This window comes from Herbaspirillum sp. GW821-FHT09A12 (assembly GCF_059418325.1).
Window position 1 is genome coordinate 153,717 of record NZ_JBWKPR010000007.1, and the last position, 18,975, is coordinate 172,691.

The window sequence follows — 18,975 nt, forward strand, 5'->3', positions numbered from 1 at the left end:
TGTACCTTTTGGCACGCATGTTGCTTAGTTGGGAATAACAATATGGAAGGGTTGGTATACATTGATGGCTACTATGCATTCCAAGATGGCGCTCCAGACCGCTCAAGGCGGTACCCATAGTACGCTGGGCGCGCCCGGCCAAGCCCGGCTTGAGACGGCGCCGGCAGCGGTTTGCGCTTCCTTGCTCAGGCTGGACGGCATTTCCAAAACCTTCGGCGGCACTACGGCGTTGCAAGGCCTGGACGTCGATATCCGCAAAGGCGAATTCGTCACCGTGGTCGGCCCCAGCGGCTGCGGCAAAAGCACCTTGTTCAATATTGTGGCTGGCCTGGAAGAGCCGGACGCCGGCGGCGTGCTGACCTTCGACGGTCGCCAGCAAAAAGCCTCGGCGCTGCTCGGCCAGGTCGCCTTCATGCCGCAAAAGGATTTGCTGCTGCCCTGGCGCAGCGTGATCGACAACGCCATCCTGGCGATCGAGATGGATGGCATGGGCAAGAAAGAAGCGCGCGCGCTGGCGCTGAAAATGCTGCCCGAATTCGGCCTGGCCGGTTTCGAAAACCAGTTCCCGCACCAATTGTCCGGCGGCATGCGACAGCGCGTGGCGCTGATGCGCACCTTCCTGTTCAAGCGCGACCTGATGCTGCTGGACGAGCCGTTCGGCGCGCTCGATGCCTTGACGCGCACGATGATGCAGCGCTGGTTGCTGGACGTCTGGCAACAACACAATCGCACCATCCTGTTCATTACCCACGACGTCGACGAAGCGATCTTTCTTGGCGACCGCGTACTGGTGGTGACCGCCCGTCCGGGCCGCATCAAGCTGGAACAGAAAATCGACCTGCCGCGCCCGCGTCGTCCGGAACTGGTGACCGAGCCGGCCTTCATCGCGCTCAAGCGCAGCTTGCTCGAAGCCATCGAGGAAGAAAGCATGAAGTCCTTCGTCTGATAAAGAAAGAGGAACGCCAAGATGACACTCATGAGCCGTCCCGCCCCGCTGTCGCGCAAGGCCGACATCGCGCCTGACGAATGGGAAGCGCGCGTGGCACTTGCGGCCTGCTATCGCCTGGTCGCCCGGCTCGGCATGGACGACCTGATCTACAACCATATCTCGGCGCGCGTGCCGGGCCGCGACGACCAGTTTCTGATCAATCCCTACGGCCTGCTGTTCGAGGAAATCAATGCCTCCAGCCTGGTCAAGATCGATCTGGACGGCAACAAGATCGACGACACGCCGCATGAAGTCAACGTCGCCGCCTTCGTGATCCACGGCGCGATCCACAGCGCCCGCCACGATGCCGCCTGCGTGTTGCACACCCATTCCGACGCCAGCGTGGCGGTCTCGGCGCAATCGGAAGGACTGCTGCCGCTGTCGCAATTTGCGATGCGTTTCTACCAGCGCCAGGCTTTCCACGATTACGAAGGCGTCGCCATCGATCGCGATGAGCAGCGGCGGCTGGTGGTCGATCTCGGCGAGTCGCGCCTGATGCTGATGCGCAATCACGGCGTACTCAGCGTGGGGCGCACGCCAGGCGAAGCCTTCATGCTGTTGTATTACTTCGAACGTGCGGCGCGTATTCAACTGGCATTGCAGGCGGCAGTCGCCGGCGGCGCCGACATTGTCGTGCCGCCGCACGATATCTGCGAAAAGGCAGCCTGCCAGTTCTGGGAGCAACAGGGCGACATCCTGGTGCCCGGCGAACGCGAATGGCCTGCGCTGTTGCGCCAACTGGATCGTCACGATTCATCTTTCAGGGAATAGGATCACCATGAATACCCGCGTTGCCGAATTTGCCTCTCCGAACCAACTTGCGACCGCAGTCGCCGATGCCGCACTCGATCTGGTCCCGCTGACGCCGGGTTTCGGCGCCGAAGTGCGCGGCCTGGACCTGAGCCAGGAACAGGACGACGCCACCGTCGATGCGCTGATCGCCGCGCTGAACCGGCATTCGCTGCTGATCGTCAAGCGCCAGAACATCAGCCAGGAGCAGCACGTCGCATTGAGCCGCCGCTTCGGAGACTTGATGATCCACGTGCTCAAGCAATTTCTGACCACCGGCCATCCCGAGATTTATGTGCTTTCCAACGTGGCCGAGAACGGCAAGCCGATCGGCAATCACAAGGAAGGCTGGAACTGGCATTCGGATTTGTCCTACATGGCGGAACCGAGCATGGGTTCGCTGCTGCACGCCATCGAGACGCCGCCGGAAGGCGCCGACACGCTGTTCGCCAGCATGCATACCGCTTATGAAGCGCTCGATCCGGCCATGCAGCGGCGTATCCGAGACCTGAAGGCGGTGCATTCCTATACCGGCTATTACGGCAAGGCCTTTGCCGACCGCGCGCCGCTGAGCGACGAGCAAAAAGCCAAGACCCCGGACGTGGTGCAGCCGGTGGTGCGCACGCATCCGGTCACCGGCCGCCTGTCGCTGTATGTCGGCCAGGATATCGTCAAGGAAATCGTCGGCCTGCCGGCGGCAGAGAGCGCCGCCCTGCTGGCTGAACTGAATGCGCATGCGGTCAGCGGCGCCTTCACTTATCGCCATAAATGGAGCGACGGCGATCTGGTGATCTGGGACAACCGCTGCACCATGCATTGCGCCACACCCTACGACGACAACAAGTATCGCCGCGTCATGCATCGCACGACGGTGCGCGGCGACCGGCCGTTCTGAGATAGCCGAGCCGGATTTCACACTTGAGTCTTTCAAATTCCATTCAGCAATCCCATTCTTGAGGAATATCCCATGTTGAAACGTCGTTTTCTCCTGGCACTGGGCGCCGCCGTGGCCTGCGCCGGATTTTCCGCGTTGGCGCAATCGGCCGAGCTGACCAAGGCATCGTTGCGCCTGAAGTGGTTGCCGCAAACCCAGTTCGCGGGTTTCTACGTGGCGCAGGCCAAGGGCTACTACAAGGCCGAGGGCATCGACCTGACCATCAACCCGGGCGGCCCCAATCTGCTGACCGAAAATCTGGTGGCGGCCGGCACCGACACCTTCGGCCTGTCCGGCGGCACCGACAGCGTGTTCGCCGCGCGCGACAAGAACCTGCCCATCGTCAGCATCGGCGTGGCGCATCAGGTGACGCCGTTCGTCTTCGTGGCGCGCAAGGATGGCCCGATCAAGACGCTGGAAGATTTCAAGGGCAAGAACATCACCGCCTGGTTCACCGGCGCCAACTATGTGCTGCTGGGCATGCTGGCCAACAAGGGCATCACGCCCGAGCAGATCAAGCTGCAACCGCAGCAGGTGAGCGTGACGCCGTTTGTCGACGGCAGCGTGGATGTGATCACCGCCACCTGGTACAACGAACTCAACACCATCAAGAGCCGCATGGGCGCCGACAAGCTGCGCCTGTTCGTGGCCGAGGACTACGGCATCAGTTTTCCGCGCGACACGCTGATCGTTTCGGAAAAAACGGCGAAGGAAAAGCCCAGGCTGGTGGAAGCTTTCCTGCGCGCCACCCTGCGCGGCTGGAAGGATGCCATCAACGATCCGAAAGGCGCGGTGGACACGGTCATGAAGATTGCGCCGACGCTCGAACGCGCGCATCAGGAAGCCATGCTGACCGAAGTGATACGTCTGATGAAGGCCGGCGACGCCGAAAAGAACGGCCTGTTCGCCATCGACCCGAAGGCCGTGGTCAAGGCGCATGACTTCCTGCTGAAATACAAGGTGATCAGCAAGCCGGTCGATCTCAATGCCGCTTTCAACGCCAGCTTCCTGAACGCCATTCCGCTGGCGGACCGTCTGCCATGATCGCGCTCCCTTCCACCAATACGCGCTTGCCTGCGGCAGCCGGCGCGCTGCTGCGCGGCCTGCTGTTGATCGCCGGCTTCGCGCTGGTGTGGGAGGGATGCGTGCTGTTCTTCGACATCCCGCTGCATTACCTGCCGCGCATCAGCGCCATCCTTGGCGCCATCTTCGCCACGCCGCAGGCCTATGTCGACGGCTTTTTGCGCACCTTGTCCGAAACCCTGATCGGCTTCGCCGCCGGCGCCGTGGTCGGCGTGCTCAACGGCGTGCTGTTCTCGCGTTCGCGCCTGTTGCGCAGCATGGTGTTTCCGCTGTTCGTGGTGTCGCAGACGATCCCCGTGATCGCCTTCGGCGCGCTGGTGGTGCTGTGGTTCGGCAATACCCTGTTGGCCAAGGCGGTGATTGCGTTTTATCTGACTTTCTTCCCGGTCACGGTCAACACGCTGGTTGGATTGCAGGCGGTCGATCCGCGCCAGATCGCCTTGCTGCGCAGCTTCGGCGCATCGCGCATGCAATTGCTGCTGCGTTTGCAACTGCCGATTGCGCTGCCGCAGATTTTCGTGGCGCTGCGCCTGGGTTCGACCCTGAGTCTGGTCGGCGCCATTGTCGGCGAATGGTTCGGTGACACCACCGGCTTGGGCGTGCTGCTGCTGCAGGCGATGTACAACGAAAATGTGGTCGCGTTGTGGGCGGCGATGCTGGCCTCGGCGCTGCTGGGCACCGCTTTCTACGGATTGCTGGCCTGGATTGAACATCGATTCGTCTTCTGGAAAAGCGAGTTGGCATGAGCGAGACCCTGCATATTTCAACCGACGCCGGCATCGAGGCGAAGACGGCAAAAAAACAGAAGCCGGCGCAAGTCCCCGCAGCCGATGGCAAGCAATCGCCGCAAGCCGCAATCGGCTGGGCCGTGCTGGGCGCGGTGGCGCTGATCGTGCTGTGGGAAGGATCGGTGCGGCTGCTGTCGTTGCCGGCTTACATCCTGCCCAAGGTCAGCGACATCCTGCTGGCGGTGTTCACCCAGCGCACGGCCTTGTTCGAGGCGGCGCAGATGACGGTGATGGAGGCGCTCAGCGGATTCATCCTGGGCACGCTGGCCGGTGTCGCGCTGGCGGTGGTCATGACCATGATCCCCGCCGTGCGGCGCGCGATGCTGCCGGTCGCGATTGCGATCAATTCGGTGCCGGTGGTGGCCTATGCGCCGCTGGTGCTGCTGTGGTGCGGCATCGGTCCGCAATCGAAGATCGTGATGGTGACGCTGGCGGTCGGTTTTACCATTTTCCTCAACGCGCTGGCCGGCCTGGACCAGATCGACCAGCGCGCCGTTGCATTGATGCGCAGCTTCGGCGGCAATCGCTTCGCGGTGCTATGGCGTTTGCGTATCCCGGCAGCCTTGCCGCTGATCGCCGCCGGCATGCGGGTTTCCACGGTGCGCAGCATGATCGTGGCGATCGTCACCGAAATGCTGGGCGCCACCGGCGGCCTGGGCTGGATGATTTTTCAGGCGGTGCTGCAGATCGACTTCGTCCAGGTCTGGTCCGCCATTTTCGTCGCCTCGGCGGCAAGCATGATTTTCTTTGGCGCGGTGGGCTACGCCGAGCGCAAGATCGTGTTTTGGAAATAAGCGCCTGTCGTTCATTTTCCGGCATCGCGATCCGGCATCGCGATGGCAGCGGATCAACCGTGGCCGATGACGCCGGCAATCCCACCGGCGGCGCCAAATAAAAATACCACCAGCCACGGTGGAAATTTCCAGAACATCAGGGCAACCAGCGCCAAGATTGCCATGGCAAAGTCAATCGGTTGGTGAATGGCGCTGGTCCACACCGGCTGGTATAAAGCCGCCAGCAACAGGCCGACCACGCCAGCATTGACGCCGGAGAGGGCGGCCTGCATGCGGGAATTTCCGCGCAGGCTGTCCCAGAAGGGAATGGCGCCGGCCACCAGCAGGAACGACGGGGCAAATATCGCCAGCAGGCAAATCAGGCCGCCAGCCCATCCGGAAGGGGAGGCATTCATGGATGCGCCCAGGAAAGCGGCGAATGTGAACAACGGGCCGGGGATGGCCTGGGCGGCGCCATAACCGGCCAGGAACGTATCGTTATCGACCAGCCCTGACGGCACCACTTCGGATTGGAGCAATGGGAGAACGACATGGCCGCCACCGAAAACCAGTGAACCTACGCGGAAAAACGAACTGATGTCGGCAATGGCGCCATGCGGGAACGAAGCGGCCAATATGGGAAGGCCGATGAGCAGGCAGGCAAAGAGCAGCAACAGGCAGGCGCCTGCCCGGCGGCTTACGCGCAGCGGCAAAGATTCATGGGCGTGCGCAGCGCCGGGCTTGAACGCCAGCATGCCGATCAGTCCGGCTGCTGCGATGACGGTCAACTGGCCGAATGCGTTGGGCAGGAGCAGGGCGATACATGCGGCAACAGCCATGATGGAGATGCGGGCGGCATCGGTGCATAGATTGCGCGCCATTGCCCACACAGCCTGCGCAACTACCGCCACGGCAACGACCTTCAAGCCATGCAATGCTTCTGGCGGAACGAGTGTCCCGAAATGGGAAATGCCAAGGGCAAACAGTATCAATGCAATGGCTGAGGGCAAGGTAAAGCCAGCCCAAGACGCTATTGCGCCAGGATAGCCATGCCGGAGCAGTCCAATGGCAATGCCGACCTGGCTGCTGGCAGGGCCGGGAAGGAATTGGCATAAAGCGACCAGATCCGCGTAACTCCGCTCAGAGAGAAATCGTCTTTTGGTAACGAATTCATTGTGGAAGTAGCTGAGATGGGCAATCGGGCCGCCAAACGAGGTGAGGCCAAGACGAAGGAAAATGAGGAACAGGCCACAGATACTCTCGTGATCGTTGGCTGATTTTTTTGGGTTTGAGTCCATGTGGCCGTCATTGGGGAAGCGAAGCAGGCGTCGTGACCATGCACCGATCAATCGTCGCCATTATCGTCCATGAAGGGCAAGTATTGCCGCTCTGAAAGCGCGCAATCTTGTCGCTCAGGAAATTTCCGATGCCGTGGATGCCCGGACTCCTGTAAAACATTGAAGTCGGTTCAAGCCGGCAGTTTCTTTGCGTTTTACAGGATGTGCAGGTATGGATTTCCCCAGTATTGTCATGATTGATGCCAGTCCCGAGGCTGCCGATCTGGTTCGCTTCGCGCTCTGGCGGGGCAATCTGCGTTGTTCCTTCCAGGTGTGTTCCGATGCGGCGACGGCCCGCCGCTGCCTGTTGCAGCAGCGCCGCCGCGCCAGCGACGGTCCGTTGCCGTCGCTGATCCTGCTGGAGTCCGACCTGGACTGCGGCGATGGCCTGGAGGTGTTGCGGGAATTGCGCGCCGACCCGCATTTGGCCGATGTTCCGGTGGTGGTTTTCCCTTCATGCGATATGGAGGGGGAAGCCGCGGCGCTGGCCGCCGGCGCTACCGAATACATGCCCAAGCCGGTGGATGCCGAACGGTATGCGCGCTGTATTGCCGAGTTCTATCGGCGCTGGTGCCTGCCTCAGGGGCAGGCGGCCGATGGCGCGCCGGTGTCGGGCAAGGCGCGTCCGGGCGACTGGATGCGCCCTGCGACACAGTGGAGAAAGCCGCCTGTTGTCGATTGAATGATTGCGCATGACGCAAACAAAAGGGCCGCGAGGCCCTTTTGTTTATCTGCGTCTTTGCTGTCGGTGCGCTGCCGTTCAGCGCTTGGTCTTGATCTTGGGCGTGGGCAGCGCGGTCTTGTACTTGATCTGTTTGAGCGCGAAGCTGGAGCGGATGTTCTTGATGCCGGGGATCTTGGTCAGGTGGTCGACGATGAAGTGTTCCAGCGTCAGCAGGTCGGGCACGACGATGCGCAGCAGGTAATCCTCGTCGCCGGTCATCAGATACACTTCCATGACTTCATCGAAAGCGCTCACCGCGCTTTCAAACTGGGCCAGCGCTTCGGCGCCCTGGCGCTCCAGGATCACCTTGACGAACACGTTGACCTTCAAGCCCAGCAGGTAGGGATCGGCCAGCGCCACATAGCGCGAGATGATGCCCTCGGTCTCCAGGCGCTTGACGCGCGCCAGGGTCGGCGAGGGGGAAAGGTTGATGCGGCTGGCGAGTTCCAGATTGCTGATCGAGCTGTTCTCCTGGAGGATGTTCAGGATCCGCAAATCGGTGGTATCTAGTTCCATTATCGAAATTTAATTCTGTAAGTTTCAATTTTTCAGCATGTGATGCTGAATATTGTATGACAACTTCTCATTTTAAGTGACTCATGCCGGAGCATCAGGCGTATCGTAAGCCAACCATGAATAAAAACGCTGAATAAGGCGTCCGGCGTGAGGAGATCAATGGCGCGGCCTGTGTTTTACCGGCTTTTTGTCTCTTTGCATAGATTTGCGTAGCAATGGCCTCGATTCGGCCTGCATTGCAACAACAGGAGATCAGGAAGTGGAGATGTCGTCAGCCAATGGTATTGCCCGCGATATTGATATCGATGCCCAGGAAACCCAGGAATGGCTGGAGGCGCTGCAAAGCGTGCTGGCCGAAGCCGGCCCCGAGCGGGCGCGCTTCCTGCTCTCCCGGCTGTCGGCCGCCGCCCGGCAACACGGCATCAACTGGCGCGATGCGCGCAATACCCCTTACCTGAACACCATCCGTCCTGAACAGGAACCACCTTTCCCCGGCGGCTCCGACGCGCAGGCCATCGAAGAGCGCATCGCCAGCATCATGCGCTGGAACGCGCTGGCCATGGTGGTGCGCGCCAACCGCTCCTATGGCGAGCTGGGCGGCCACATCGCCAGCTTCGCCTCGGCGGCCGACCTGTTCGAAGTCGGCTTCAACCATTTCTTCCGCGCACGCGACGACCAGTTCGCCGGCGACATCGTGTATTTCCAGCCGCACTCGGCGCCGGGCATCTATGCGCGCGCGTTCCTGGAAGGCGCGCTGTCCGAAGAGGACCTCGGCTACTACCGCCGTGAAATAGAAGCCAAGCGCGCCGGCAAGCAGGGCCTGTCGTCCTATCCGCATCCCTGGCTGATGCCCAAGTTCTGGCAGTTCCCCACCGGCTCGATGGGCATCGGCCCGATCAACGCGATCTACCAGGCGCGTTTCCTGCGCTACATGGAGCATCGCGGTCTGTTGCAGGACCAGAACCGCAAGGTATGGGGCGTGTTCGGCGACGGCGAGATGGACGAGCCTGAATCCCTGGCGGCGCTCTCGCTGGCCTCGCGCGAGAAGCTGGATAACCTGATCTTCGTGGTCAACTGCAACCTGCAGCGCCTGGACGGTCCGGTGCGCGGCAACGGTCACATCGTCGATGAGCTGGAGACCTTGTTCGCCGGCGCCGGCTGGAATGTGGTCAAGTTGCTGTGGGGCTCGGACTGGGATGCGCTGTTCGCGCGCGACAAGGACGGCGAGCTGGTCGATGCGCTCAACCGCACCGTCGATGGCCAGTTGCAGACCTTCGCCGCCAACGACGGCGCTTTCAACCGCGAGCACTTCTTCGGCCAGACGCCCGGCACCCAGGCGATCGGCGCCACGCTGACCGATGAAGAGATCAACCGCCTGCGCCGCGGCGGCCACGACATGAAGAAGATCTTCTCGGCCTACCAGGCCGCCGCCAGCCATCGCGGCCAGCCGACCGTGATCCTGGCGCAGACCAAGAAGGGTTACGGCATGGGGGCGGCCGGCGAAGGCAAGATGACCACCCACCAGCAAAAGAAGCTGGATGAAGAAAGCCTGCTGCAATTCCGCGACCGCTTCAAGCTGCCGCTGTCGGATGAGCAATGCCGCTCGCTGGCCTTCTACAAGCCGGCCGACGACAGCGCCGAGATGAAGCATCTGCATGCGCGTCGCGCCGCGCTGGGCGGCTATATGCCGCGCCGCCAGGCCGGCGATGCCAAACGCGCGGTGCCGCCGATGGCATCGCACAGCAAGTTCGCGCTGGAGGCCGAGGGCAAGGAAATGTCGTCGACCATGGCGCTGGTGCGCCAGCTCGGCAACCTGTTGAAGGACAAGGAGTTCGGCCGGTACGTGGTGCCGATCGTGGCCGACGAGGCGCGCACCTTCGGCATGGCCAACCTGTTCCGCCAGGTCGGCATCTATTCTTCCCAGGGCCAGTTGTACGAGCCGGAAGACATCGGCTCCATCCTCTACTACCGCGAAGCCAAGGACGGCCAGATCCTGGAGGAGGGCATCACCGAAGCCGGCGCCATCTCTTCATGGACGGCGGCGGCGACCGCCTACTCGGTGCACGGCACGCCGATGCTGCCGTTCTACATCTACTACTCGATGTTCGGTTTCCAGCGCATCGGCGACCTGATCTGGGCCGCGGCCGACCAGCGCGCACGCGGCTTTCTCATCGGCGCCACCTCGGGGCGCACCACGCTGGGCGGCGAAGGCTTGCAGCACCAGGACGGCAGCAGCCATGTGGTGGCGGCGTCGATCCCGAACTGCGTGTCTTACGATCCGGCCTATGCGTATGAGCTGGCGGTGATCGTCGACGACGGCATGCGCCGCATGCTGGAACGCAATGACGACGTGTTCTACTACGTCACCGTGACCAACGAGAACGAGGCGCAGCCGAGCATGCCGGCCGGGGTCGAGCAAGGCATCCTGCGCGGCATGTATTGCCTGGGCAGGAAGGCGAAGCCGCAGGCGCGCCTGCTCGGTTCCGGCCCGATCCTGAAGGAAACCGTAGCCGCCGCCGCGCTGCTCGAAAAGCATTGGCAGATCGACGCCGAGGTGTGGAGCGTGACCAGCTTCATCGAGCTGGCGCGCGACGGCGTGGCCGCGCAGCGTCAGCAGCGCCTGGCCGGCGGCGCTGCGCAAGCGTATGTGACGCAGCAACTGCAAGGCAGCGATGCGCCGGTGATCGCGGTGAGCGATTACATCCGCACGCTGCCTGAAAGCATCCGCGCCTTCGTGCCGGGCAGGTATGTCACGCTGGGCACCGATGGTTTCGGGCGCAGCGATACGCGGGTCAACCTGCGCGATTTCTTCGAGATCGATGCGCGCTGGATTGCCTATACCGCGCTGACCGAAGTGTTCGGCGACGACCGCGCCAAATTGCAGGCTGCCGCATCGACGCTGGGGATCGATACCGGCAAGCCGCTGTCTTCCTCGGTGTGAGCGCATGCCGGCGCCGGCCCATGCATGAATGCCGGCGCGGGGATTGAAAATCTCTCATCGAAGCGGCGCGCCGCGTTTGCTATAGTGAAAGCCGCCTGTGCGCAACAGGCGGCTTTTTTTTACGGCCGCGCTGGCGCATTGACATTCACCCACAAGATCAGACAGGAGTAGACACAATGGCAGCACCGAAACGAATTGCGCTGGTCACCGGCGCGGGCTCCGGCATTGGCCGGCAGATCACCCTGGCGCTGCTGCGCGACGGCTATGGCGTGGCCCTGGCCGGCCGCCGCCAGGATGCGCTGGCAGAGACCGTGAAGCTGGCCGGCGAGCATGGCGCCAACGCGCTGGTGGTCGCCGCCGACGTCACCGATCCGGCTTCGGTGAAGAACCTGTTCGCCAAGACCAAGGAGCGTTTCGGCCGTCTCGACATGGTGTTCAACAACGCCGGCATCTTCGCGCCGCCGGTGTCGCTGGAAGAGTTGACGGTGGAACAGTGGAAGTCGGCGGTGGACATCAACCTGACCGGTGTCTTCCTGTGCACGCAGGAAGCTTTCCGCATCATGAAGGAGCAGTCGCCGCGCGGCGGCCGCATCATCAACAACGGTTCGATCTCGGCGCACGCGCCGCGCCCGTTCTCGGCGTCGTACACCGCGACCAAGCATGCCATCACCGGCCTGACCAAGGCCACCTCGCTGGACGGCCGCCAGTACGACATCGCCTGCGGCCAGATCGACATCGGCAACGCCTCGACCGACATGACCACGCTGATGAAGAAGGGCACGCTGCAGGCCGACGGTTCGACCAAGGTGGAGCCGACCATGGATGCCGAGCATGTGGCCCGTGCCATCCTCTACATGGACAGCCTGCCGCTGGACGCCAACGTGCAGTTCATGACGGTGATGGCGACCAAGATGCCTTACATCGGCCGCGGTTGATCACTGTTGGTCTGCAATAAGAAAAACGCGCCGCAGGTTTTCCTGCGGCGCGTTTCGTTTGGGGCATGCGTTACGCTGCCGGTTCAGTCCGATGCGGGTTTCATTCCTTGCCATTCCGGCGTGAGCTGGTGCGCCAGACCGAACAGGTCAAGCACGCGCCCCAGCGTATGGTCGACCATCTGTTCCATCGAGGAGGGCCGATGGTAGAAGCCGGGCAGCGGCGGGAAGATCACGCCGCCCATCTCGGTCACCGCCGTCATGTTGCGCAGGTGGGCCAGGTTGAAGGGCGTTTCTCGCACCATCAGCACCAGGCGGCGGCGTTCCTTCAGCACCACGTCGGCGGCGCGCGTGATCAGGTTGTCGGAAAGGCCATGGGCCACCGACGCCAGCGTTTTCATCGAGCATGGCGCCACCACCATGCCGGCTGACGCAAAGGAGCCGCTGGCGATAGCCGCGCCGACATCGCGCACGTTGTAGACCACGTCGGCCAGCGCCTCGATATCCTTGCGGCTGCGGTCGAGTTCCTGGTGGATGTTGAGTACGCCGGCGTCCGAGATCAGCAGGTGCGTTTCAACCTGCGCGTGGCCGCGCAGGTGTTCCAGCAGGCGCACGCCATAGACCGCGCCTGTCGCGCCGGTGATGGCGACGATCAGGCGTTGGCGCGGCATGTGGCGGGAATGAGAGGAGTCAATACGGCGTGGCCGGGGCTCAGCCCTTGATCAGGGTTTGCAGTTCACCCGATGCGTACATTTCGTTCATGATGTCCGAACCGCCCACGAATTCTCCCTTCACGTACAGTTGGGGGATGGTCGGCCAGTTCGAATATTCCTTGATGCCTTGGCGCACGTCGGGGCTTTCCAGCACGTTGACGGTGACGATGTTCTCGGCGCCGCTGGCCTTGAGCAATTGGATCGCCTTGCCGGAGAAGCCGCATTGCGGGAATTGCGCGGTGCCCTTCATAAACAGCACGACAGGGTTTTGGGTCACGGTTTCCTTGATCCAGGATTGAACGTCGCTCATGGCTATGCCTTAAAAAATGGTGATTGCCGACATTATATGAAAAAGCCGCCATCCGCGTTTGAAACATGGTTGCGGAAGGCGCCCATGTTGTGCCCGGCCGCGTAAATCATTTGAATTATTTGCAATGTTTCCCGGCGGCCATTTCCATCGGGACGTTCCCGTGGGCAAGAAAGCCGGCGGAAATGAAAAAGGGCGCTTTCGCGCCCTTTCCTCATTGACGGGGCCTGGTACGACCCCGTCGTTGGCGGATCATTATCCGCTATGCACTTGCGCTTGCACTTGCCGCCGCGCCCGAAACGCTGTCTTCCGGCAGCCTCTTGGCCATCGAATGATGGTTTTGCAGACGATCCTTGTGCTTGATGACCTGGCGATCGAGCTTGTCGATCAATGCATCAATGGCCGCGTAGAGATCGTGGGCGATACTTTCCGCATGCAAATCCTTCCCCTTGATATGGACGTTGATTTCCGCCTTCTGTCTTTTTTCTTTTTCTGTCAGTTTATCTACGCTCAGGATGACGCTGATGTCGATCACATTGTCGAAATGGCGCTTGATTCGTGCCAGCTTGCTTTGCACGTATTCCCGGATGGCGGGGGTCAGTTCGAGGTGGTGTCCACTAATGGTCAGATTCATACAACACTCCTATCGTGAAGTCACTGGAGGTTCGTGCATCTCATCCATACGCCTGGAGAGAGTACAGCGTTTGTGTCTGAGGGCATGAATGCTTGCCTGAACACAGCGACGGCTGCAAGTACTACAGAAAAACCGAGGAAAAACTCAGAGGGATTTGCGGAGATTGACTGGTGGAATCTTCAGCACTTCGCGGTATTTTGCGACAGTCCGTCGCGCGACCACCATGCCTTGTTCTGCCAGCATATCCGCAATCTTGCTGTCGGATAATGGGGTCTGCGGGTTTTCGGCTCCTATCAGTTGTTTGATCAGTGCCCGTATCGCGGTGGAGGAGGCTTCACCTCCGGTTTCGGTCGCGACATGGCTACCGAAGAAGTATTTCAACTCGAACATGCCGTGTGGCGTGAGCATGTATTTCTGAGTTGTCACACGCGAGATAGTGCTCTCGTGTAGACCCAGTGTATCAGCAATTTCGCGCAGCACAAGGGGGCGCATGGCAACTGCGCCATGTGAAAAGAAGTTTCTTTGACGTTCGACAATAGCTTGTGCAACTCGCAAAATCGTATCGAAGCGCTGGCGCATATTCTTGATCAGCCACTTCGCTTCCTGCAGCTGCGATGTGAGTGAAACTTCGCCTTTGGATTGCTTGAGCGCACTCGCATACATCGCGTTCACGCGCAGCTTGGGCATCACGTCATGGTTGAGCGTGACCTGCCAGCCGTTCTTTGTTTGTTTGACAATCACGTCCGGCACCACATAGTCGGAGGCGTCGCGGGCGAATTCGGCGCCCGGGTGCGGCCGGCATTGGCGGATGACGGCCTGGGCTTCGCGCAGGTCTTCGTCGTCGCAGTCGAGCGCCTTCTTGATCTTGTTGAAGTCGCGCTGGGCGAACAGCGGCAGGTAATCCTCGACGATCTTCAGCGCCAGCTTGCGCGTGACGAAAGGCACGCCGGGCAGCCGGCGGATCTGCAGCGCCAGGCATTCGCTGGGACTGCGCGCGCCGACGCCGGCCGGGTCAAGGCTTTGCAGCAGCTTGAGCGCGATCGACAGCTCTTCAAGATCGATTCCCAGCTCTTCGGGCAGGTGCGACAGGATATCTTCCAGCGGCTCGTCCAGGTAGCCGTTGTCGTCCAGCGTATCGGCCAGCAGCTCCAGCAGCGCGCGGTCGCGCAGCGTGCGGGCGGTGACGCGGATCTGTTCCACCAGGTGTTCGCGCAGCGTGGTCTGGTGCGCTTCCAGTTGCGGCCGCGCATCCTCATCGTCGGATGATTTGCCGTTGCGCGCGACATCGTCGAAACTCCATTCGGATTCGCCGCTGACGCTGCCCTCAGGCGTGTTGTCCTGGTAGTCGAGGCTGGATTCGCCGTCGCTTGCGGGCGCGGGGGCCTCGGCGCCGCTTTCGCCGGCGCTGTCGGCCACGCCGCTGGAGGGCGAGGCGGAGAGGGCGCCGTCGGCCAGCAGCCGCACCGAATTGTCGAGCGCGTCGTCAAGCCGCTCGAGCAGCGGGTTGTCGGACAGGATCTGTTCCAGTTCCTGATGCAGTTCCAGGGTAGACAATTGCAGCAGCCTGATCGACTGCTGCAATTGCGGCGTCAATGCAAGGTGCTGCGATGTGCGTAACTGGAGGGACTGTTTCATCTGGCTTTCAGGCGCCGCGTGGCCGGCTTGTTACGTGCTGCTTTGTCGTGCGTTGCATGTCGTGCGCTGCGCTGGCGTGGCCTGGCGCAGGGCGCTCACATGCGGAAATGTTCGCCCAGGTAGACGCGCCGCACCGATTCGTTGGCGATGATGTCGTCCGGGCTGCCGCTGGCCAGCACCGTTCCCTGGTTGATGATGTAGGCGCGGTCGCAGATGCCCAGCGTCTCGCGCACGTTGTGGTCGGTGATCAGCACGCCGATGCCGCGTTCCTTGAGGAAGCGCACGATGCGCTGGATCTCGATCACGGCGATCGGGTCGATGCCGGCGAACGGCTCGTCCAGCAGCACGAAGCGCGGATCGGTCGCCAGCGCGCGCGCGATTTCGACGCGGCGCCGTTCGCCGCCCGACAGCGAGAGCGCCTGGCTGTCGCGCAGCTTCTCGATCTGCAGTTCATGCAGCAGGTTGTTGAGGCGGCCTTCGATTTCGTCGCGCGAGAGCGGCTTGCCGTTTTCCTGGCGCAGCTCGAGCACGGCGCGGATATTGTCTTCCACCGTCAGCTTGCGAAATACCGAGGCTTCCTGCGGCAGGTAGGACAGGCCCAGCGTGGCGCGCTTGTGGATCGGCAGGCTTGAGATGGCCGCGCCATCCAGGTCGATTTCGCCGCCGTCGGACGGCACCAGGCCGACGATCATGTAGAACGAGGTGGTCTTGCCGGCGCCGTTGGGCCCCAGCAGGCCGACCACTTCGCCGCTCTGCACTTCCATCGACACGTCGCGCACCACCTGGCGCGCGCCATAGCTTTTCTTCAGTCCGCGGACCACCAGCGAGCTCACCATGTTACTGGTCCTTTCCGGGTTGGGCCGGCTGCGTTGACGGCGCCGGCTGGACAGGCGGATTCTTGGGCTGGATCACCGCGGTGATCCGGCCCGCGCCCGGCTTGCTTTCACCCGAAGCGGTATTGTTGACCGAATAGAATTCGGCGCGGCTGTCGTAGGAGATGAACTCGCCGTTGACCTCGTCGGTAATGCGCTTGCCGTCCATGCGTTGGATGTGCGCGCGGTTGAACAGTTTGGAGATCTCGGTCTGCTCGGAATACTCGATGCGCTCGGCCTGGCCTTCGATCCACAGGTCGGGGCCGCCGTCGCGCTTCTGGCGGAAGCTGGCCAGCGAACCCGGCGCCGCATACAGCACCGCATATTCATAACCGTACTGGTCGGTGGTCAGCACCACGCGGCCGGCCTTGATCAGCAGCGTGCCGCGTGTGAGCACCACGTTGCCGGTGAAGGTCTTTACCTGGCGCACGTCGTCGTAGACCATCTGGTCGGCTTCGATGTTGGTGGGCTTGGTCGAGTCGGCCTTTTCCGCGCGCGCCGCACCGCAGATGGCGAGCAGCAGCAACCAGGGCAATAAGAGTGAGCGTTTCATAAGTTCCTGTCAGGTTGAGTCTTGGCTCAGCGTTTCTTTTGTGTCGGTTCGTAGTAGCCGCGCACGTTGCCCAGCAACTGCACTTCCTGCGTGGCATTGTTGGCGATCATCCCCACGCCGTTCAGTCTGGTGGTGCCCATCGTCATTGCCACCGGTTTGTCGGTCTTGACGATTTCGTCGTCCGGCAGCAGCAACAGGTATTCGGAGACCAGGTGCATCGGGGCCGCGCCGTTGGCGCCGCCGCGCGTGGCGTTGGCGTTGCCGTACATGTGGATCTTGGTCTGGTCGTCGGTCACGCGCGCGGTGTCGGAATACAGCTCCATCGGCGGCTTTTCCTTGTCCAGGCTGTGTACCACCGGCTTGGTGATTTCGAAGGAATCGTCAGTCGGGAAGTGGACCATTCTGGTGCCCGATATGTCGTAGCGCGGCAGCCCGGTCGGGCCCAGTTTCACGTAGTTGAAGTTTTCCAGGTAGTAGTCGGGTTTGCCGGTCGGACGGACGTAGGGCTGCTGGTCGCCGCTGTTGCGCAGCGTTTGCAGCACCCAGAAGCTGCCCAGCGCGAGCGCGATCAGCACCACCAGGAGCACGCCCAGGCGGATGCGTTGCGCCGCGCGCTCGCCGCTGCGGTTGCTCATGCCAGATACGGCGCCAGCGCCGCCTCGTAGTTGCCCTGCGCGGCCAGCACCAGGTCGCACACTTCGCGCACGGCGCCGTTGCCGCCGGTGGCGGCCGTCACATAGTCGCAACGCGATTTGACTTCACGGTGCCCGTTGGCCACGCAAGCCTTGAAGCCGACCCTGGTCAGCACCGGCAGGTCGATGATGTCGTCGCCCAGATAGCCGCAGTCCGCGGCCTGCAGGCCGGTGTGCTGCAATAGCTCCTGGAATGCCAGCCGCTTGTCATGGGCGCCCTGGAAGACGTGGGCGATGCCCAGGTCGTTGGCCCGGCGCAGTACGAAAGGCGATTGGCGCGCGGTGATGATCGCGGCGGCCACGCCGAACTGCTGCATCATCTTGATGCCGTGGCCGTCCAGCGCATTGAAGCGTTTCACCGATTCGCCGTCTTCGCCGTAGAACAGCCCGCCGTCGGTCAGCACGCCGTCGACGTCGAAGATCATCAGCCGCGTGGCGGCGGCCTTGGCGAGGATGGCGGGCGCCAAGGCGCTGGCGAAGGCTGGCGTCATCAGATCACCTTGGCGCGGGTCAGGTCATGGATGTGCAGCGCGCCGGTCAGCACGCCTTGCGCATCGGTCACCAGCAACTGGTTGATGCGGAATTCTTCCATCAATTGCACGGCGTCCACCGCCAGCTGGTCCTGGTTGACGGTGCGCGGATTGGCGTGCATGACGTCGGCGATGGCGAACCGGCTGAAATCCTGTCCGCGTTCCAGCAGGCGGCGCAAGTCGCCGTCGGTGAACACGCCGATCGGGCGGAAATGTTCGTCGACCACGGCGGTCATGGCCATGCCCTTGCGCGTGATCTCCATCAGCGCTTCCGACAGCGAGACATCCGGCCGCACGGCGGGGATGGCGTCGCCGCTGCGCATGACGTCGCGCACATGGGTCAGCAGGCGGCGGCCCAGGGCGCCGCCCGGATGGGAGCGCGCGAAGTCTTCTTCCATGAAGCCGCGCGCATCCAGCAGCGACACCGCCAGGGCGTCGCCCATGGCCAGCGTGGCGGTGGTGCTGGCCGTCGGCGCCAGGTTCAGGGTACAGGCTTCCTGGTCGACGCCCACGTTGAGGTGGACGGCGGCCAGCTCGGCCAGGCTGGATGCATCGTTGCCGGTCATGGCGATGATCACTGCCCCCATGCGCTTGACGATCGGCACGATGGCCAGCAGCTCGGCGGTTTCACCCGAGTTCGAGATGGCAATGAAGACGTCTTTGGGGGTAACCATGCCGAGGTCGCCGTGGGCGGCTTCGGCCGGATGCATGAAGAGCGCCGGGGTGCCGGTGGAGGCCAGTGTGGCAGCGATCTTGCGGCCGATATGGCCGGACTTGCCGATGCCGGACACGACCGCGCGGCCCTGGCAGCCAAGCAACAGATGCACGGCGCGGGCAAGCGGTTCGGAACTGTCGTCGGACAGGCGGTTTTTCAGCGCCAGGATGGCATCGGCTTCGATCTGCAAGGTCTGGCGCGCCAGCGCGATGGCGCGCCGTGCGTCCTCGGTCGAAAAAGATGCGGGCGTGGATTTATCATCGGTTACACTCATAACCGAAGTATAAACGAATTAGCAAAGCAAAAAACTTGCCAGATGTAAGGAGGGGATGCAATGACGGCAAGCGCGCCGCCATTGCGGTTGCGTTGCAGCAGGTGCGCAACACCCGGCTAACCGGTCTGGCAAGCGCCAATATGCCAGATTTGCTGCGCCGGCGGAACGGTCGGCAACGCTGAAAATTGCCATGATGACATGCCTGTTTCCGCCGCTGCCGGGATCGTTTGCATGAATGCCTGCAC

20 protein-coding genes are annotated in these 18,975 nt (G+C 62.2%); 9 read left to right on the plus strand and 11 right to left on the minus strand.

Features of this window, described 5'->3' with window-relative positions:
- The first annotated feature begins 64 nt into the window (after nt 1-64).
- The 6 genes from AC07N6_RS16425 (at nt 65) to AC07N6_RS16450 (ending at nt 5,376) form a co-directional block, all read left to right on the plus strand.
- Nucleotides 65-946 carry an ABC transporter ATP-binding protein gene (locus tag AC07N6_RS16425; protein ID WP_494782750.1) on the plus strand — a complete coding sequence of 294 codons (882 nt, stop codon included), beginning with the start codon at nt 65-67 and terminating at the stop codon, nt 944-946.
- A 21-nt stretch (nt 947-967) separates the two neighbouring features.
- The gene (locus AC07N6_RS16430) at nt 968-1,759 is read left to right on the plus strand and encodes a class II aldolase/adducin family protein (protein ID WP_494782749.1); all 792 of its coding nucleotides are present in this window, start codon (nt 968-970) and stop codon (nt 1,757-1,759) included.
- Between the two features lie 7 nt (nt 1,760-1,766).
- Nucleotides 1,767-2,672 carry a TauD/TfdA dioxygenase family protein gene (locus AC07N6_RS16435; protein WP_494782748.1) on the plus strand — a complete coding sequence of 302 codons (906 nt, stop codon included), beginning with the start codon at nt 1,767-1,769 and terminating at the stop codon, nt 2,670-2,672.
- Between the two features lie 72 nt (nt 2,673-2,744).
- Nucleotides 2,745-3,755, plus strand: coding sequence for an ABC transporter substrate-binding protein (locus AC07N6_RS16440; protein WP_494782747.1), 1,011 nt, complete (start codon nt 2,745-2,747; stop codon nt 3,753-3,755).
- Nucleotides 3,752-4,540, plus strand: a complete 789-nt coding sequence (locus tag AC07N6_RS16445) for an ABC transporter permease (protein WP_494782746.1) — start codon at nt 3,752-3,754, stop codon at nt 4,538-4,540. The genes AC07N6_RS16440 and AC07N6_RS16445 overlap by 4 nt, the downstream gene beginning before the upstream one ends.
- Nucleotides 4,537-5,376, plus strand: coding sequence for an ABC transporter permease (locus AC07N6_RS16450; protein WP_494782745.1), 840 nt, complete (start codon nt 4,537-4,539; stop codon nt 5,374-5,376). The genes AC07N6_RS16445 and AC07N6_RS16450 overlap by 4 nt, the downstream gene beginning before the upstream one ends.
- A 53-nt stretch (nt 5,377-5,429) precedes the next feature.
- Here the strand turns inward: AC07N6_RS16450 and chrA are convergent, their stop codons facing one another.
- Entirely contained in the window at nt 5,430-6,653 is a 1,224-nt protein-coding gene (gene chrA, locus AC07N6_RS16455; protein ID WP_494782744.1) for a chromate efflux transporter, read from the minus strand.
- 211 nt (nt 6,654-6,864) lie between these two features.
- Here chrA and AC07N6_RS16460 point away from each other — a divergent pair, with 211 nt between their 5' ends.
- Nucleotides 6,865-7,374, plus strand: coding sequence for a response regulator (locus AC07N6_RS16460; RefSeq protein ID WP_494782743.1), 510 nt, complete (start codon nt 6,865-6,867; stop codon nt 7,372-7,374).
- A gap of 78 nt (nt 7,375-7,452) precedes the next feature.
- On the opposite strand, the gene AC07N6_RS16465 is transcribed toward AC07N6_RS16460, so the two are convergent.
- The gene (locus AC07N6_RS16465; protein WP_494782742.1) at nt 7,453-7,932 is read right to left on the minus strand and encodes an Lrp/AsnC family transcriptional regulator; all 480 of its coding nucleotides are present in this window, start codon (nt 7,930-7,932) and stop codon (nt 7,453-7,455) included.
- A 265-nt stretch (nt 7,933-8,197) separates the two neighbouring features.
- On the opposite strand from AC07N6_RS16465, the gene mdeB reads away from it, so the two are divergent.
- Together mdeB and AC07N6_RS16475 are read left to right on the plus strand one after the other, a co-directional pair.
- Nucleotides 8,198-10,873: an alpha-ketoglutarate dehydrogenase gene (gene mdeB / locus AC07N6_RS16470; RefSeq protein ID WP_494782741.1), complete on the plus strand. Its 2,676-nt coding sequence runs from the start codon at nt 8,198-8,200 to the stop codon at nt 10,871-10,873.
- A 176-nt stretch (nt 10,874-11,049) separates the two neighbouring features.
- Nucleotides 11,050-11,808 (plus strand): SDR family oxidoreductase, encoded by a 759-nt coding sequence (locus AC07N6_RS16475; protein ID WP_494782740.1) that lies wholly within the window; start codon nt 11,050-11,052, stop codon nt 11,806-11,808.
- An 83-nt stretch (nt 11,809-11,891) separates the two neighbouring features.
- Here AC07N6_RS16475 and AC07N6_RS16480 read toward each other — a convergent pair whose 3' ends face one another.
- The 9 genes from AC07N6_RS16480 to AC07N6_RS16520 form a co-directional block, all read right to left on the minus strand.
- Nucleotides 11,892-12,476, minus strand: a complete 585-nt coding sequence (locus AC07N6_RS16480; protein WP_494782739.1) for a UbiX family flavin prenyltransferase — start codon at nt 12,474-12,476, stop codon at nt 11,892-11,894.
- Between the two features lie 40 nt (nt 12,477-12,516).
- On the minus strand, nt 12,517-12,828 hold the full coding sequence (gene grxD, locus AC07N6_RS16485; RefSeq protein WP_050466641.1) for a Grx4 family monothiol glutaredoxin: 312 nt from the start codon (nt 12,826-12,828) through the stop codon (nt 12,517-12,519).
- 259 nt (nt 12,829-13,087) lie between these two features.
- Nucleotides 13,088-13,459, minus strand: a complete 372-nt coding sequence (gene hpf, locus AC07N6_RS16490; RefSeq protein ID WP_494782738.1) for a ribosome hibernation-promoting factor, HPF/YfiA family — start codon at nt 13,457-13,459, stop codon at nt 13,088-13,090.
- Between the two features lie 144 nt (nt 13,460-13,603).
- Nucleotides 13,604-15,094, minus strand: coding sequence for an RNA polymerase factor sigma-54 (locus tag AC07N6_RS16495; protein WP_494782737.1), 1,491 nt, complete (start codon nt 15,092-15,094; stop codon nt 13,604-13,606).
- Between the two features lie 95 nt (nt 15,095-15,189).
- Nucleotides 15,190-15,930, minus strand: a complete 741-nt coding sequence (gene lptB / locus AC07N6_RS16500) for an LPS export ABC transporter ATP-binding protein (RefSeq protein ID WP_494782736.1) — start codon at nt 15,928-15,930, stop codon at nt 15,190-15,192.
- Nucleotide 15,931: 1 nt separating this feature from the next.
- A complete protein-coding gene (gene lptA, locus AC07N6_RS16505; RefSeq protein WP_494782735.1) occupies nt 15,932-16,519 on the minus strand; it encodes a lipopolysaccharide transport periplasmic protein LptA in 588 nt (195 codons plus the stop codon).
- A 26-nt stretch (nt 16,520-16,545) separates the two neighbouring features.
- On the minus strand, nt 16,546-17,154 hold the full coding sequence (lptC, locus tag AC07N6_RS16510; RefSeq protein ID WP_494782734.1) for an LPS export ABC transporter periplasmic protein LptC: 609 nt from the start codon (nt 17,152-17,154) through the stop codon (nt 16,546-16,548).
- Nucleotides 17,151-17,702 carry a KdsC family phosphatase gene (locus AC07N6_RS16515; RefSeq protein ID WP_494782733.1) on the minus strand — a complete coding sequence of 184 codons (552 nt, stop codon included), beginning with the start codon at nt 17,700-17,702 and terminating at the stop codon, nt 17,151-17,153. The genes lptC and AC07N6_RS16515 overlap by 4 nt, the downstream gene beginning before the upstream one ends.
- Nucleotides 17,702-18,730, minus strand: coding sequence for a KpsF/GutQ family sugar-phosphate isomerase (locus AC07N6_RS16520; protein WP_494782732.1), 1,029 nt, complete (start codon nt 18,728-18,730; stop codon nt 17,702-17,704). Before AC07N6_RS16520 ends, AC07N6_RS16515 begins: the two co-directional genes overlap by 1 nt.
- Between the last annotated feature and the right edge of the window lie 245 nt (nt 18,731-18,975).

Coding starts and splice junctions, on each gene's coding strand:
- AC07N6_RS16425 (WP_494782750.1), top strand. CDS start 65: ATGGCTACTATGCATTCCAAGATGGCGCTCCAGACCGCTCAAGGCGGT.
- AC07N6_RS16430 (WP_494782749.1), top strand. CDS start 968: ATGACACTCATGAGCCGTCCCGCCCCGCTGTCGCGCAAGGCCGACATC.
- AC07N6_RS16435 (WP_494782748.1), top strand. CDS start 1,767: ATGAATACCCGCGTTGCCGAATTTGCCTCTCCGAACCAACTTGCGACC.
- AC07N6_RS16440 (WP_494782747.1), top strand. CDS start 2,745: ATGTTGAAACGTCGTTTTCTCCTGGCACTGGGCGCCGCCGTGGCCTGC.
- AC07N6_RS16445 (WP_494782746.1), top strand. CDS start 3,752: ATGATCGCGCTCCCTTCCACCAATACGCGCTTGCCTGCGGCAGCCGGC.
- AC07N6_RS16450 (WP_494782745.1), top strand. CDS start 4,537: ATGAGCGAGACCCTGCATATTTCAACCGACGCCGGCATCGAGGCGAAG.
- chrA (WP_494782744.1), bottom strand. CDS start 6,653: ATGGACTCAAACCCAAAAAAATCAGCCAACGATCACGAGAGTATCTGT.
- AC07N6_RS16460 (WP_494782743.1), top strand. CDS start 6,865: ATGGATTTCCCCAGTATTGTCATGATTGATGCCAGTCCCGAGGCTGCC.
- AC07N6_RS16465 (WP_494782742.1), bottom strand. CDS start 7,932: ATGGAACTAGATACCACCGATTTGCGGATCCTGAACATCCTCCAGGAG.
- mdeB (WP_494782741.1), top strand. CDS start 8,198: ATGTCGTCAGCCAATGGTATTGCCCGCGATATTGATATCGATGCCCAG.
- AC07N6_RS16475 (WP_494782740.1), top strand. CDS start 11,050: ATGGCAGCACCGAAACGAATTGCGCTGGTCACCGGCGCGGGCTCCGGC.
- AC07N6_RS16480 (WP_494782739.1), bottom strand. CDS start 12,476: ATGCCGCGCCAACGCCTGATCGTCGCCATCACCGGCGCGACAGGCGCG.
- grxD (WP_050466641.1), bottom strand. CDS start 12,828: ATGAGCGACGTTCAATCCTGGATCAAGGAAACCGTGACCCAAAACCCT.
- hpf (WP_494782738.1), bottom strand. CDS start 13,459: ATGAATCTGACCATTAGTGGACACCACCTCGAACTGACCCCCGCCATC.
- AC07N6_RS16495 (WP_494782737.1), bottom strand. CDS start 15,094: ATGAAACAGTCCCTCCAGTTACGCACATCGCAGCACCTTGCATTGACG.
- lptB (WP_494782736.1), bottom strand. CDS start 15,930: ATGGTGAGCTCGCTGGTGGTCCGCGGACTGAAGAAAAGCTATGGCGCG.
- lptA (WP_494782735.1), bottom strand. CDS start 16,519: ATGAAACGCTCACTCTTATTGCCCTGGTTGCTGCTGCTCGCCATCTGC.
- lptC (WP_494782734.1), bottom strand. CDS start 17,154: ATGAGCAACCGCAGCGGCGAGCGCGCGGCGCAACGCATCCGCCTGGGC.
- AC07N6_RS16515 (WP_494782733.1), bottom strand. CDS start 17,702: ATGACGCCAGCCTTCGCCAGCGCCTTGGCGCCCGCCATCCTCGCCAAG.
- AC07N6_RS16520 (WP_494782732.1), bottom strand. CDS start 18,730: ATGAGTGTAACCGATGATAAATCCACGCCCGCATCTTTTTCGACCGAG.